This window comes from Stenotrophomonas sp. GL_101 (assembly GCF_057835675.1).
The window spans coordinates 3,849,932-3,863,494 of the sequence record NZ_CM174432.1 but is presented as its reverse complement, the minus strand read 5'-3'; the positions used below and the strand labels follow the sequence as shown (position 1 = coordinate 3,863,494).

Here is a 13,563-nt window from a genome sequence, read left to right as displayed (position 1 = left end):
ACTAACGTACCTTGGAGAGAGCAATGAATTTTCGTACTCCCGCAGTGCGGCTGGGCCTGCTGCCCGCCGGCATCGCGCTGGCGCTCGCGCCGAGCTTCGCCTCGGCGCAGGAAGCTGCCTCTGGCACCACTGACCTGGACCGCATCTCGGTCACCGGCTCGCGCATCCGCGGTGCCAACATGGAGACCCAGCAGCCGATCCTGACGATGACCCGCGAAACCCTGGAAAAGCAGGGTTTCTCGAACGTCGCCGACGTGCTGAACAACCTGACCTCGGCTGGTTCGCCGGCCATCTCGCGTTCGGAGTCGCTGGCATCGGGCGAGAACGTTGGCGGTTACTACGTCGACATCCGCAACCTGGGCGCACAGCGCACCCTGGTGCTGATGAACGGCAAGCGCCTGGGCGCTTCCACCTCGGGCCTGCAGGACCTGAGCCAGATCCCGATGTCGGCCGTTGAGCGCATCGAGATCCTGAAGGACGGCGCGTCCTCGATCTACGGGTCCGACGCCATTGCCGGCGTGGTCAACGTGATCACCCGCAAGAACGTCGACGGCGGCGAAGCCAGCGTCCGTGTTGGCCAGTACGGCAACGGCGACGGTGACGAACAGCAGTACTCGATGACCCTGGGTGCCAAGGGCGAGCGCGGCAGCCTGACCCTGTCGGCTGAATACTCCAAGCAGGATCCGGTGTGGGCCAAGGACCGCTGGTACAGCCGTGATGGCGCACTGGGTCCGAACTCCACCAGCGAAGACTGGAGCCCGATCAGCCAGAACGGCAGCTGGTGCAACCCGACCCTGAACGATTGCACCAAGGGCTCGGCCGTGTGGCAGACCCTGAACCAGGGCGGCAACCCGAAGAACCCGAACGATTACCACGAGCTGACCTCGGGCGAATACGCCAATGCCAACGAGCAGATGACCCTGCTGACCGGCGTGAAGCGCAAGTCCGTCTACATCAACGGCACCTACGACTTCACCGACTCGATCAGCCTGAACACCGACCTGCTCTACAACGAGCGTCAGACGTTCCAGCAGATCGCCGGCTACCCGTACCAGTCCGCAGCGTCCAACATCAACACCCCGCTGTCCGGCTCCAGTGCGTTCAACCCGCTCAACCAGGACATCAGCTTCCGTCGTCGCCTGTGGGAAGTGCCGCGCACCACCGACAGCCAGCTGAAGACCCTGCGCTTCGCCCCGACCATCAGCGGCTTCTTCGAAGTGGCTGACAAGACCTTCGATTGGGACGTGGGCGCCCTGTGGAACCGCAATGAGTCGATCAAGACCCAGCGCGGCGACATGAGCCTGATCGCTTCCCAGCAGGCCCTCGGCCCGTCGTTCATCGACGCCGGTGGCGTGGCTCGTTGCGGCACCGCTGCCAACCCGATCCTGGGCGATTGCCGTCCGTGGAACCCGCTGCTCCCGTACGGCGTCTCGGGCCAGGGTTCGCTGGCCGACCCGGAGTTGCAGGACTTCCTGTTCCCGACCTTCACCACCCGTGGCCTGACCAAGACCACCAGCTTCACCGCCAACCTGGCCGGTTCCATCGTGACCCTGCCGGCCGGTGACCTGGGCTTCGCCATGGGCGTTGAACACCGCAAGGAAGAAGGCAGCTACACGCCGGACGCCTTCGCACAGTCGGGCCGTTCCACCGGCCTGGGCCAGAAGCCGACCCGTGGTGAGTACGATCTGAACGAGGTCTACCTCGAACTGAACGTGCCGATCCTGGCCGACATGGCGTTCGCCAAGGAACTGACCCTGAACGTTGCCAGCCGTTATTCGGACTACAGCAACTTCGGCGGCACCACCAACAGCAAGTTCGGCCTGACCTGGCGTCCGATGGACGAGCTGCTGGTCCGCGGCACCTACGCCGAGGGCTTCCGTGCTCCGACCATCAGCGACCTTTACGGTGGCCTGAGCTCGAGCTTCGAGTCGTACATCGATCCGTGCGGCGCCACCGCACCGGGCAGCGTTGCCGGCAACGGCCCGTGCTCGGCCGCAGGCGTTCCGGCCGACTACGTGCAGATCGGCCAAGGTAACAAGGTCTGCTCGACCCTGCCGTGCCAGTCCGGTGACCAGTTCGTCTCCGGCGCCAACCCGAACCTGAAGCCGGAAACCTCCAAGAGCAAGACCGTCGGTCTGGTCTGGAGCCCGCGTTGGGTGCAGGGCCTGGACGTCTCGCTGGATTGGTACCGTTACGAGATCAACGACATGATCATCGAGGACAGCGTCGACCGCATCCTCCGTGACTGCTACGTGCTCGGCAACTCGGCCCGTTGCAGCGATGTTGTCCGTGGCAGCGATGGCCACGTCAGCGCGCTGACCTACGGCACCGCCAACCTCGGCAAGATGGTCACCGAAGGTTACGACCTGGGCATCAAGTACCGCCTGCCGGAACTGGCCATCGGTCAGTTCAGCATCGACTGGCAGACCAGCTACCTGTCCAAGTATGACGAAGCCGGCCAGAACGGCAACGGCGACGAAATCATGATCGGCAAGGTCGGCCAGTCGGGTGACACCACGCTGTTCCGCGTGCGTTCCAACCTGGGCGTCAACTGGGCGATGGGTGACTTCGGTGTCAACTACACCGCGCGTTACTACTCCGGCCTGAGCGAGTCGTGCATCTCGATCGGCTGCACCGATCCGGACCGTTACGCCAATGGCGAAGCAGCTCCGCTGCGCAAGACCGGCTCCAACACCTTCCATGACCTGCAGGTCAGCTGGAAGGCACCGTGGGATGCCACCGTTGCTGTCGGCGCGAACAACCTGTTCGACCACCGCGGCCCGCTGATGTACAGCGCACCGAACTCGAGCTTTGCCTACTACGGCGGCTTCGACATCGGTCGTGTCCTGTACATGAAGTACACCCAGCGCTTCTGATCCATCGAAGTTCTGTTGCAACACCAGGAGGGCGGACCGCAAGGTCCGCCCTCTTTTCGTTGGGGTCAGGGAAAGAAACTCTCTGCTGTATTCCTTGGCACCCTGGCCGTTGCCGGCAGCGCATCGGCCGGCCTCATCGTCTGCCAGGGCGGCCGCTACTGCGAACAAGTCCGCATCGATTGCGTCAATTCGGGCGAACTGCCCGCGTACTGCGAGCTGTTGTGGCGCAACTGCGTGCTGGACGCCTGTCCGCAACGCTGAAACGACGATGGCGCGCCCTCACGGCGCGCCATCCTGTGTAGTACCGCCTTGGCGCGGGAGCTCAGGCTTCGGCTGCCACCAGCCCCATCAGCCCGTTGGCGTGGTCGCGCCATTGCGGCAACTTGTTGAGCACGCCTGCGCGCTGCAGGTAGTCCTCGTCGACCGGGTTGCCGTTGACCAGCGCCAGCGCCACGTGCACCGCCCCGGTTACCCAGAAGCTGCGCGTGTTGGACCGCTGCGGTTCCAGATGGAAGGCCACCGCTTCGATGATCGGCATCGGCAGGCCCCACAGGCCGAGCAGGTAGGCGCCGGCCTCGGCATGGCCCGGGCGCTCATCGCCGGCATCGGCCGGTTCGGTGCGTTCATTGCGCACGCCGGGCAGCAGCAGGCCGATGTCGGCCAGCAGTGCCGCGGTAGCGCCCAGTTCGGCGCTGGAGTCCGGCAGCAGCTTGGCCGCCAGCCGCGAGGCCATCAACGCACGCTGCTGCAGTGAATTGCGTTCGGCACCGGACAACGGCGATGCCGAGAACACCTCGCTGGCCAGCACCAGGTCGCGCAGCGTCGACAGGCCCAGGCGGGTCACCGCCGTACGCAGGTCGGAAATGATGCGGCCATGGTTGAAGAACGCCGAATTGGACAGCTGCAGCACCTTGGCGGCGATTGCCGGGTCGGCGGCCACCAGCTTGGATACGTCCGCCGTATTGGTATCGTCGTCATGCTCCAGCGCCTGGGTCAGGCTCAGGTACAGGTGGGGCGGCGAGGGCAGTTTTTCGATCCGGCCGATCGCACTGCGCAGCCGCGCGCTGTCCAGCAGTTCGCGCAGTTCTTCCAGGCTGGTCAGCGCTTCCAACAGCACTTCTGGTGCCAGCGGCATCGGCAGGAACCGATGGGCCACGCCGATCAGGCGTGCCGGCGGCGGGCGGTTGCCCTGGTCGGCGTCGACCAGCGCGATGCGGATGGTCTCCGGCCGCAGGGTACGGATCTGGCCGAGCAGCGTGGTCGCATTGAGGTCGGGCAGGGCGGGGCAGACGATGACCGCATCCACCGCGCTGGCCGCCACGATGCTCATGGCCGTCTGGCCATCGGCAGCGGTCAAGGGGTGCCACTCTTCCCCAAGATCGGCAATGAAATCGGTCAGCTCAGCCGACAGGCTGGCTTGGTCCCCAACAAGCAGAATACGCACGACACAGTCCCCTGGCTGACCACGGCGAAACCCACCGTGGACGGTGTGAAGACGCAATGTACCCAATCCGGCACAGATAGTGCTGTGCCACCTTCAAAAAACGTGATGTACATCGCTCCGGCGACCCCCGCCGGAGCGACGTGGCGCCTCCTCAGCCGTTGTTGGCGAGGTAACGCTGGTGCGCTTCGACCAGGATCTGCTTGGCTTCAGCAGCGCCGGCCCAACCGTCCAGCTTGACCCACTTGCCCTTTTCCAGGTCCTTGTAGTGCTCGAAGAAGTGGCCGATGCGCTCCAGCCAGTGGCTGGACACCTGCTCGATGTCTTCCACGTGCGCGTAACCGCTGAACACCTTGGAGATCGGCACGGCCAGGATCTTTTCGTCGCTGCCGGCCTCATCGCTCATCTTGAGCACGCCGACCGGGCGGCAACGCACCACTGAACCTGGGATCAGCGGCAGCGGCAGCACCACCAGCACGTCGGCCGGATCGCCGTCGCCACACAGGGTGCTCGGCACATAGCCATAGTTGCAGGGGTAGCGCATCGGGGTGGACAGGATGCGGTCGACGAAGATCGCGCCGGTTTCCTTGTCCACTTCGTACTTCACCGGCTCGGAATCCTTCGGGATCTCGATGATGACGTTGATTTCTTCCGGCGGGTTCTTGCCGGGCGAGACGAGTTCCAGACCCATGGTGTGCTCCAGGAGGGGGATGTAGGCGGATAGCTCCCCATTTTATGCCTTTGCCCGCCCGCGTGCAGCGCCCCGGCAACCCCACATCGCAATACCGGGTTTTCCCACCTTGGCGCGCGCCCTGAACGGATGGGCGGCGGCGGTGCGGGCGCCGATCCTGAGCGTCCCCGTCCCGGAGCGTGCCGATGCCCCCCCCTTGCCTACCTGCTGCCGCGTGCCCTGGCGCTGCCGCTGCTGCTGGCCGGTGCCACTGCCACCGCCAGCACACCGCCGTTCGTGGACCTGGTGGATTTTCCGGCCAATGAAGCCAACTGGGATCGCTTCTACGCCCTTGAGGATCATCTGGCGCGCCGCTTCGATGCCCTCTGCGCCGACACCCTGTGCGAAGGCGATTACAGCAACCTGCAGGCCTTGCAGCTGCGCTGTTCGGTACGCACCGCCGCGGCCAGCGTGCATGCCTGCACCTGGATCTTCATTGCCAGCCAGCTGGACATCGACCGTGACAGCGGCGCGGTGATCGTCGACAACCGGCAGTGGGTCTGTCCGCTGCCGTTGGGCCGGGGCGTGGCGGTGGCGGTCTTCCACCGGGCCCTGGAGGGCGCAGATGCGCTCAACGTCACCCTCCCGGGGGCGTCGTCGTCGATCGGCGCGGCGGTCGGCCATTGCCTGCAGGAACCTGCCGTCCCCGCTGCCGCGGGGGGACACCCGCATGAATGAGGACATCCTGATGACCGTTCGATCCCGCCCCGGCCGCCCGTTGGCCGCGCTCATCCTGTTCGCCACCGTGGCCAGGGGCTGCACCCTGCAATGGCGGTGGGTCGCAGGCTTCCTGCTGGCAACGCTGTTGGCCCCGACCGGAGCGGCGGCGGGGATCGGTGACACCGTTCGTGGCAGCGACGGTTACGTCGATGCGCGTGATTACCCACGGCCGGGGCAGGGCCATTCGCGTTTCGCCGGGATGGAAGACGCCCTGGTGCGGGGTTTCAACGACATCTGTGGTGATACCTTCTGTGAAGGCGAGTACTACAACCTGCAGGCGATGCGCCTGCGCTGTTCGGTCCAGGCCGCCAGCGGGTGGGTACGCGAGTGCATCTGGACCTTCGCTGGCAGCAATGCGTGGGTGGATGACGGCAGCGGACGCGTGGAGGTGGATGTGCGCAGCTGGGCGTGCCGCCTGCCGCTGGCACCGGACACGCCACTACCGCAGTTGCTGGATGCGCTGCAGGGCAACGATGCGATCGACACCCTGCTGCCCGGCACCCGCACCACCGTGTATGAAGGTCTGACCGACTGCCTGTAAACGGCCCGCCGGGCCCGGTGCATGCGTGGCGCCGGGCGGGTAGCCTGTGTGCATGGACTCGTTGATTGCCGCCGCCGCACGCGCCCTTGCCACCGGAGATGTCCTCGCCGCGCTCAAACATGTGGCCTTGCGCGACGATCCGCCAGCATTGGCGCTGCGCGGGATTGGCATGGCCCAGCTCGGCGAACTGGCCAGCGCGCGTGACCTGTTGCGGCGTGCGCGGCGCGGGTTCGGCGCGCATGAGGTGGTGGCGCGGGCCCGCTGTACCGTTGCCGAGGCCGAGGTCTCCCTGGCGATGCGCGAACTTGGCGGTGCCGTGCAGCCGCTGCTGGCCGCCGCAGCGGTCCTGGAATCGCACGGCGACCCTGCCAATGCGCTGCAGGCCTGGCTGATCGTGGCCCGTCGGCTGTTGCTGCTGGGCCGCCTGCAGGAGGCGGACAGCGCCCTGGCCCGGCTTGCCGGCCGGCAGCTGCCACCTGCGCTGGCAGCGATGGCCGAGCTGACGGCCGCCGCATTGGCGCTGCGCGCGCTGCAGGTCGACCCGGCGCGGCAGGCGCTGGGGCGAGCGCGTGGGGCGGCCGAGCGTGCAGGCATCGCCGCGTTGCGTGGCGAGGTCGACCGGGCGCTTGCCCTGCTCGACCAGCCTGCGGCACGGTGCGTGGAGGCTGGCATCGAACGGCCGCTGCGCATCGACGAGATTCCCGCGTTGCTCGGCTCCGGCACGCTGATCGTGGATGCCTGCCGGCGCGGCGTACGCCAGGGCGGCTGCTGGCAATCGTTGGCGCGACGCCCGGTGTTGTTCGCCCTGGTCCGCGCGCTTGCCGAGGCGTGGCCAGGGGACGTGGAGCGCGATGCATTGATCGTGCGCGCATTCGGTATCGCCCATTGCGATGACACGCTGCGCGCACGCTTGCGGGTGGACATGGGCCGCCTGCGCGCGCTCATCGCCATCCAGGCACGGATTGAGGCAACCGCGCATGGTTTCCGCCTGGTGCCGTGCACCGCCCCTGCGGTCAAGGTGCTGGTACCGCCGATCGAGGGGGATGAGGCGGCGCTGGCCGCGCTGCTCGACGATGGTGCGGCATGGTCCACTTCGGCATTGGCGCTGGCGCTGGGGGCCGGCCAGCGCAGCGTGCAGCGGGCGCTGGTCGCACTGGTGGCGGCGGGGCGGGTGCGTTCAAGCGGACGCGGACGCGCACAGCGCTGGCGGTCCGTGCCGCTGGCCGGATTCACGACGATCTTGTTACTCCCTGCTGCGCTGCCGATTGGCTAGTGTCGTTGGCAGGCACCCCATCCCCGATGTGCCAGGAGACCGCAACCATGAACACTGACATCCATCCCCTCGCCACGGCGGCAAACGTGCATCCAGCTGAAATCGTCCGCGAGTATGGTCCGTTCGCCGGCTCGGACAGCATCAACGGCGTCAGCTTCGACGGGCAACACGTGTGGGCGGCCACTGGCGCGGCCCTGGTGGCATTCGATCCGGCCAGTGGCGAGGCGGTGCGCAGCCTGGCACTGGCCTGCGATTCGGGGACCGCTTTCGACGGCATCCATCTGTATCAGATCGCCGAGGCGCGCATCGACAAGATCGATCCGCACACCGGTCAGGTGGTGGCCTCAATCCCGGCCCCCGGGGCGGGCACCGATTCGGGCATGGCCTGGGCCGAGGGCAGCCTGTGGGTGGGGCAGTACCGTCAGCGCCGCATCCGCCAGATCGATCCGGAAACCGGGGAGATCCTGCGCACCATCGAATCGGACCGCTTCGTCACCGGGGTGACCTGGGTGGATGGCGCGCTTTGGCATGGCACCGATGAAGGGGGGCAGAGCGACATCCGGCATATCGATGCCGATACCGGCGTGGTGCTGGAGCGCCTGCAGATGCCGGCCGGGATGAGCGTCAGTGGGCTGGAAGCCGATGGCGGTGCGCTGTTCTACTGCGGCGCAGGCCACGGCAGGGTGTGTGCGGTGAAGCGTCCGCGCTGAGCGTCCGGCGGCACGGACCGATGGCGGCGGGAACCGGTTGCGGTGATCATGGCGGGCATTCCCGATACGCAGCACGGTCCGACGCTACGCAACCAGAGGATTCTTTCATGCAACCTGTCGCGCCCCGCCCACCGGTCATGCCCGAGTTCACCTGGCGGCATTACCTGCTCGGCGACAACATGATTGCCGGGGTGATCCAGACGTTCGTCGGTATCGGCGTTGCCTGCGTGCTGGCCGCGTTGCTGGTGACCTGGCTCCAGCACCGGGCCTGAGCAACGCGCACCTGCCCGGGCCGTGCAGGCCCGGACAGGTCGTGGTCATTGGTCTGCGCGGCTACAGCAACGGCACCAGCAGCAGCGCCACGATGTTGATGATCTTGATCAGCGGGTTGATCGCCGGGCCGGCGGTGTCCTTGTAGGGATCGCCGACCGTATCACCGGTGATCGCGGCCTTGTGTGCCTCGCTGCCCTTGCCGCCGAAGTGGCCATCCTCGATGTACTTCTTGGCGTTGTCCCAGGCGCCGCCACCGGTGGTCATCGAGATCGCCACGAACAAACCGGTGACGATGGTGCCGATCAGCAGGCCACCGAGCGCGCGTGGCCCCAGCAGCAGGCCGACCACCACCGGTACCGCCACCGGCAGCAGCGAGGGCACGATCATTTCGCGGATCGCCGAGCGGGTCAGCATGTCCACCGCGCGGTCGTACTGCGGCTTGCCGGTGCCCTGCATGATCCCGGGAATCTCGCGGAACTGCCGGCGGACTTCCTCCACCACCGCGCCGGCCGCACGGCCCACCGCTTCCATCGCCATCGCCCCGAACAGATAGGGGATCAACCCGCCGATCAACAGGCCGATGATCACGGTGTGGTCGGACAGGTCGAAGGCGAAGGTTTCGCCCGGATTGGCAGCCTGCAGGTTGTGGGTGTAATCGGCGAACAGCACCAGCGCGGCCAGGGCGGCCGAGCCGATCGCGTAGCCCTTGGTCACCGCCTTGGTGGTGTTGCCGACTGCATCGAGCGGGTCGGTGATCGCACGGATGTCCGCGGGCAGTTCAGCCATCTCGGCGATGCCGCCGGCGTTGTCGGTGATCGGCCCGTAGGCATCCAGCGCGACGATCATGCCGGCCATCGACAGCATCGCCGTGGCCGCGATGGCGATGCCATACAGCCCGCCGAAGTAGTGCGCCAGCCAGATCGCCACGCACACCGCGATCACCGGCAAAGCGGTCGACTTCATCGACACGCCGAGCCCGGCGATGATGTTGGTGCCGTGGCCGGTGGTGGACGCCTGCGCCACGTGCTGCACCGGCTTGTACTGGGTGCCGGTGTAGTACTCGGTGATCCACACGATCAGCCCGGTCAGCACCAGCCCGATCAGCGCGCAGAAATACAGGTTCAACGCCCCGTGGCTGTTGTCGGGCATCAGCTGCAGGGTGATCGGATAGAACGCGATCGCCGCCAGCACGCCGGACACGATCACCCCCTTGTACAGCGCGCCCATGATCGAGCCGCCGGGCTTCACCTTGACGAACAGCGCGCCGATGATCGAGGCGATGATCGATACGCCGCCCAGCACCAGCGGATACAGGATCGCATTGCGCCCGGCCTCGACGATCATCAGGCTGCCCAGCAGCATGGTGGCGATCACCGTTACCGCGTAGGTCTCGAACAGGTCGGCGGCCATGCCGGCGCAGTCGCCGACGTTGTCGCCGACGTTGTCGGCGATCACCGCCGGATTGCGCGGGTCATCTTCAGGAATGCCGGCCTCCACCTTGCCGACCAGGTCAGCACCGACGTCGGCGCCCTTGGTGAAGATGCCACCGCCCAGACGGGCGAAGATCGAGATCAGCGACGAACCGAACGCCAGCCCGACCAGTGCATGCAGCGCCTGTGCGGTATCCAGGCCCAACCGCAGCAGCAGCGCGTAGTAGCCGGCCACGCCGAGCAGGCCCAGCCCGACCACCAGCATGCCGGTGATCGCACCGCCACGGAAGGCCACATCCATCGCCGCACTCAGGCCATTGCGGGCCGCTTCGGCGGTACGCACGTTGGCGCGGACCGAGACGTTCATGCCGATGTAGCCGGCCGCGCCGGACAGCACCGCACCGATTGCAAAGCCGATCGCGGTGTACCAGCTGAGGAAGATCCCGACCAGCACGAACAGGACGACGCCGGCGATGCCGATGGTGAGGTATTGGCGGTTGAGGTAGGCGCGCGCGCCTTCCTGGATGGCGGCGGCGATTTCCTGCATGCGGGCATTGCCGGCCGGTTGCCGGAGAATCCAGCGTGCCGATACGATGCCGTAGAGAATCGCGAGGATGGCGCAGAACAGCGCCAGGGAAAGCCCATAACGTTCCAGCATGTGTCCCCTCCGGTAATGGAATGACATCCAGTGAACGGATGAACGTCTCCACGCGGGGGCACAACGGGCTGCAACCTTGGACCAACCCGTTCAGACCGTGCCCGGTCATCAAGCGTGTGGCGGTGTTCAGCAATCCCTGGTGCCCGCGAGTATGCGGGCATTCGCCCGCATACAGGTAGTGCCGGCCGCTGGCCGGCAACCACGCACATCCCGGCCGACATCCGGCCTTTGCCACGCCGTTCAGCCTCCCACTGGCAGCCTCGCTCCCATCCCCGTCCTGGAGTCTGGCCATGCACACCCGTTACCTGCTCTTGCTGGCGCTGCTCCCCAGTGTGTCAGCACTTGCCGCTGAAACCCCCGAGCTGCAACGCGCTACCGGTGCGGCGCAGGCGGTAGGCGCCGCGCATACGCTGCGGCAGATTCCCGAAGCCTGCGCGCGTCTGGAAGGCGTGTTTACCGGCGAATCGGCACAACCGTACAAGTTCGCGGTGGTGCGTACCAGCGCGCAATGCCAGCCCCGTGCGCGCTTTGTCGACTATGCCAAGGCCCAGCCCAGCCCGGACAAAGGCTGGAAACTCAATGATGTGATCCGCGTCCCCAGCGCGGCGTGCCCGGCGCAGCAGGCCGTGGTGCGCGTCTGGCGCCTGCCGGTCGTGCAGAAACCCGAGCTGGACGGGCAGGGCCAGTCGCGGATCTACCTGGAGGATGCCAAGAAGCAGGCCGCTGCCGGCAAGATCGCGCAGATTCCGATGTTCGCCGCGCAGATGACGGTGGAAGGCAAGGCCTGCCAGTGAGCTGATCGCGCTCCGGCCATCGGTCGTACCGGCCGATGGCCGGCACGACCTTCCGCGGTCACGCCTCGAACGGGGGCAACTTCTTTTTGACCGCCACGTTTTTGAGCGTCACATACTTCGGCAACCCGTCCGGTCCATACGGCAGCGGCGCTTCGCCCTTGATCAACGGCGACAGGTACGCACGCGCCTTGTCGGTGATGCCGAAGCCATCGCGACGGATGAAGCCGGCCGGCATCTTCTTCTCGTGGTTGGCCACCTTGTGCAGTGGCGCCGCTTCGATCTTCCAACGGTAGGGCTTGTCGCTGGTGCGCACGATCACCGGCATCACCGCGTTCTGGCCCTTCAACGCGAACTGCACCGCCGCCTTGCCGACCGCCTGCGCCTGCTCCCAGTCGGTCTTGGAGGCCAGGTGGCGGGCCGAGCGCTGCAGGTAGTCGGGCAGGGTCCAGTGCACCTTGTAGCCCAGCGTGTCCTTGACCCGGGCCGCCAGTTGCGAGGCCACCCCGCCGAGCTGGGTGTGCCCGAAGGAATCCTTGCCACCACCGGCATCGGCAACGAAGCGGCCATCGGCGGTCTGGATGCCTTCGGAGGCCACCACCACGCAGTAGCCCACACGCTTGACTACCTGCTTGACCTTGGCCAGGAACGCGGCTTCGTCGTAGGCGCGCTCGGGCAGCAGGATGATATGCGGGGCGTCGTCGGCGCCTTGCCCGGCCAGGCCGGCAGCGGCGGCCAGCCAGCCGGCGTGACGGCCCATCGCCTCGTACACGAACACCTTGGTGGAGGTCTCGGCCATGGCCGCCACGTCCAGCGCCGCTTCACACACCGATACCGCGGTGTACTTGGCCGCCGAGCCGAACCCCGGGCAGGTATCGGTGACCGCCAGGTCGTTGTCGATCGTCTTGGGCACGCCGATGCAGGTCAGGTCGTAGTCGAAGGCCTGGGCCAGCTGGGAGACCTTCCAGGCAGTGTCGGCCGAGTCGTTGCCGCCGTTGTAGAGGAACCAGCGCACGTCATGGGCGCGCAGCACTTCCAGCAGGCGCTCGTACTTGGCCCGGTCCACGTCCAGCGCCTTGAGCTTGTAGCGGCACGACCCGAACGCCCCGCCGGGGGTATGGGCCAGCGCGGCAATGGCCGCCGCCGACTCTTTGGTGGTGTCGATCAGCTCCTCGCGGAGCGCGCCCAGGATGCCGTTGCGCGCCGCCAAGACCTTGATTCCCTTGGCCCGGGCGGTGCTGATGACCGCCGAGGCGGTCGCGTTGATCACGGCGGTGACGCCGCCTGACTGGGCGTAGAGCAAGGTACCTTTGGACATCATTTCACCAGCGGAGGGGGGAAGGACATTGCAGAGACATTACCGGTATGGGGTAAAGTGCGTGTATTGCGGTGCAGCGTGATTGTGGACAATCCCGGGGCACGCGCCCTTCTTTTTACCAAGTTGGAGTCAGGTTGATGCGATTGGTTCTGTTGGGACCGCCCGGTTCGGGCAAGGGGACGCAGGCGACGCGCCTGAAGGAACATCTGGCGATTGCGCACATTTCCACCGGCGACCTGCTGCGTGCCGAAGTGGCCGCCGGCACCGAGCTGGGCAAGCAGGCCAAGGCGGTGATGGATGCCGGCAACCTGGTGTCCGACGACATCCTGCTGGGCATGCTCGAATCGCGCCTGGGTCAGGCCGACGTGGCCAACGGCTTCATCCTGGATGGTTATCCGCGCAACGTGGCCCAGGCCAATGCGCTCGATACCCTGCTGGCCAAGATCGGCCAGCCGCTGGATGCGGTGGTGCAGCTGGACGTGGCCACCGAGCTGCTGGTCCAGCGCATTGCCGGCCGCGCGCAGGAACAGGGCCGCGCCGACGACAATCCCGAATCGGTGCGCCAGCGCCTGCAGGTCTACAACGAGCAGACCGCACCGGTGGTGGATTTCTATGCCGGCCGCGGCACCCTGGCCCGCGTCGACGGCGTTGGCGAGCTGGATGAAGTGGAAGCGCGCATCCGCGCGGCGATCCACGGCTGAGCCCTGCGGCGCTGCCGGGTGCAGCGCCGGTCTGGCCGGGCCTTCGGGCGCCGGACAGGAACGCACGCCCGGCCCCCGAAGGGGCCCGGCGTGCGGTGTAA

General features: G+C 66.8%; 13 protein-coding genes. 9 read left to right on the top strand and 4 right to left on the bottom strand.

Going from position 1 to position 13,563, the window contains the following annotated elements; genetic code table 11:
* The first annotated feature begins 23 nt into the window (after positions 1-23).
* Entirely contained in the window at positions 24-2,876 is a 2,853-nt protein-coding gene (locus AC3IR9_RS17040) for a TonB-dependent receptor plug domain-containing protein (protein ID WP_489292192.1), read from the top strand.
* 15 nt (positions 2,877-2,891) lie between these two features.
* Positions 2,892-3,137, top strand: a complete 246-nt coding sequence (locus AC3IR9_RS17035; protein WP_489292191.1) for a hypothetical protein — start codon at positions 2,892-2,894, stop codon at positions 3,135-3,137.
* 61 nt (positions 3,138-3,198) lie between these two features.
* Here the strand turns inward: AC3IR9_RS17035 and AC3IR9_RS17030 are convergent, their stop codons facing one another.
* Both AC3IR9_RS17030 and ppa read right to left on the bottom strand, forming a co-directional pair.
* Entirely contained in the window at positions 3,199-4,320 is a 1,122-nt protein-coding gene (locus AC3IR9_RS17030; protein ID WP_489292189.1) for an HDOD domain-containing protein, read from the bottom strand.
* A gap of 151 nt (positions 4,321-4,471) precedes the next feature.
* A complete protein-coding gene (ppa, locus tag AC3IR9_RS17025; RefSeq protein ID WP_354284549.1) occupies positions 4,472-5,008 on the bottom strand; it encodes an inorganic diphosphatase in 537 nt (178 codons plus the stop codon).
* A gap of 129 nt (positions 5,009-5,137) precedes the next feature.
* On the opposite strand from ppa, the gene AC3IR9_RS17020 reads away from it, so the two are divergent.
* The 5 genes from AC3IR9_RS17020 (at position 5,138) to AC3IR9_RS17000 (ending at position 8,563) form a co-directional block, all read left to right on the top strand.
* Positions 5,138-5,725, top strand: a complete 588-nt coding sequence (locus AC3IR9_RS17020; protein WP_489292188.1) for a hypothetical protein — start codon at positions 5,138-5,140, stop codon at positions 5,723-5,725.
* 10 nt (positions 5,726-5,735) lie between these two features.
* The gene (locus tag AC3IR9_RS17015) at positions 5,736-6,308 is read left to right on the top strand and encodes a hypothetical protein (RefSeq protein ID WP_489292187.1); all 573 of its coding nucleotides are present in this window, start codon (positions 5,736-5,738) and stop codon (positions 6,306-6,308) included.
* A 52-nt stretch (positions 6,309-6,360) separates the two neighbouring features.
* Complete coding sequence (locus AC3IR9_RS17010) at positions 6,361-7,581, top strand: helix-turn-helix domain-containing protein (RefSeq protein WP_489292186.1); 1,221 nt, start codon at positions 6,361-6,363, stop codon at positions 7,579-7,581.
* Positions 7,582-7,628: 47 nt separating this feature from the next.
* Complete coding sequence (locus tag AC3IR9_RS17005) at positions 7,629-8,291, top strand: NHL repeat-containing protein (RefSeq protein WP_489292185.1); 663 nt, start codon at positions 7,629-7,631, stop codon at positions 8,289-8,291.
* Between the two features lie 107 nt (positions 8,292-8,398).
* Positions 8,399-8,563, top strand: coding sequence for a hypothetical protein (locus AC3IR9_RS17000; RefSeq protein ID WP_489292183.1), 165 nt, complete (start codon positions 8,399-8,401; stop codon positions 8,561-8,563).
* A gap of 61 nt (positions 8,564-8,624) precedes the next feature.
* Here the strand turns inward: AC3IR9_RS17000 and AC3IR9_RS16995 are convergent, their stop codons facing one another.
* Positions 8,625-10,652: a sodium-translocating pyrophosphatase gene (locus AC3IR9_RS16995; protein WP_489292182.1), complete on the bottom strand. Its 2,028-nt coding sequence runs from the start codon at positions 10,650-10,652 to the stop codon at positions 8,625-8,627.
* A 290-nt stretch (positions 10,653-10,942) separates the two neighbouring features.
* Here AC3IR9_RS16995 and AC3IR9_RS16990 point away from each other — a divergent pair, with 290 nt between their 5' ends.
* Positions 10,943-11,446, top strand: coding sequence for a hypothetical protein (locus AC3IR9_RS16990; protein ID WP_489292180.1), 504 nt, complete (start codon positions 10,943-10,945; stop codon positions 11,444-11,446).
* A gap of 58 nt (positions 11,447-11,504) precedes the next feature.
* On the opposite strand, the gene AC3IR9_RS16985 is transcribed toward AC3IR9_RS16990, so the two are convergent.
* On the bottom strand, positions 11,505-12,761 hold the full coding sequence (locus tag AC3IR9_RS16985) for a 6-phosphofructokinase (protein ID WP_489292178.1): 1,257 nt from the start codon (positions 12,759-12,761) through the stop codon (positions 11,505-11,507).
* Positions 12,762-12,898: 137 nt separating this feature from the next.
* On the opposite strand from AC3IR9_RS16985, the gene AC3IR9_RS16980 reads away from it, so the two are divergent.
* Positions 12,899-13,462: an adenylate kinase gene (locus tag AC3IR9_RS16980; RefSeq protein WP_489292177.1), complete on the top strand. Its 564-nt coding sequence runs from the start codon at positions 12,899-12,901 to the stop codon at positions 13,460-13,462.
* Positions 13,463-13,563 lie beyond the last annotated feature (101 nt).

Coding starts and splice junctions, on each gene's coding strand:
- AC3IR9_RS17040 (WP_489292192.1), top strand. CDS start 24: ATGAATTTTCGTACTCCCGCAGTGCGGCTGGGCCTGCTGCCCGCCGGC.
- ppa (WP_354284549.1), bottom strand. CDS start 5,008: ATGGGTCTGGAACTCGTCTCGCCCGGCAAGAACCCGCCGGAAGAAATC.
- AC3IR9_RS17020 (WP_489292188.1), top strand. CDS start 5,138: ATGGGCGGCGGCGGTGCGGGCGCCGATCCTGAGCGTCCCCGTCCCGGA.
- AC3IR9_RS17015 (WP_489292187.1), top strand. CDS start 5,736: ATGACCGTTCGATCCCGCCCCGGCCGCCCGTTGGCCGCGCTCATCCTG.
- AC3IR9_RS17010 (WP_489292186.1), top strand. CDS start 6,361: ATGGACTCGTTGATTGCCGCCGCCGCACGCGCCCTTGCCACCGGAGAT.
- AC3IR9_RS17005 (WP_489292185.1), top strand. CDS start 7,629: ATGAACACTGACATCCATCCCCTCGCCACGGCGGCAAACGTGCATCCA.
- AC3IR9_RS17000 (WP_489292183.1), top strand. CDS start 8,399: ATGCAACCTGTCGCGCCCCGCCCACCGGTCATGCCCGAGTTCACCTGG.
- AC3IR9_RS16995 (WP_489292182.1), bottom strand. CDS start 10,652: ATGCTGGAACGTTATGGGCTTTCCCTGGCGCTGTTCTGCGCCATCCTC.
- AC3IR9_RS16990 (WP_489292180.1), top strand. CDS start 10,943: ATGCACACCCGTTACCTGCTCTTGCTGGCGCTGCTCCCCAGTGTGTCA.
- AC3IR9_RS16985 (WP_489292178.1), bottom strand. CDS start 12,761: ATGTCCAAAGGTACCTTGCTCTACGCCCAGTCAGGCGGCGTCACCGCC.
- AC3IR9_RS16980 (WP_489292177.1), top strand. CDS start 12,899: ATGCGATTGGTTCTGTTGGGACCGCCCGGTTCGGGCAAGGGGACGCAG.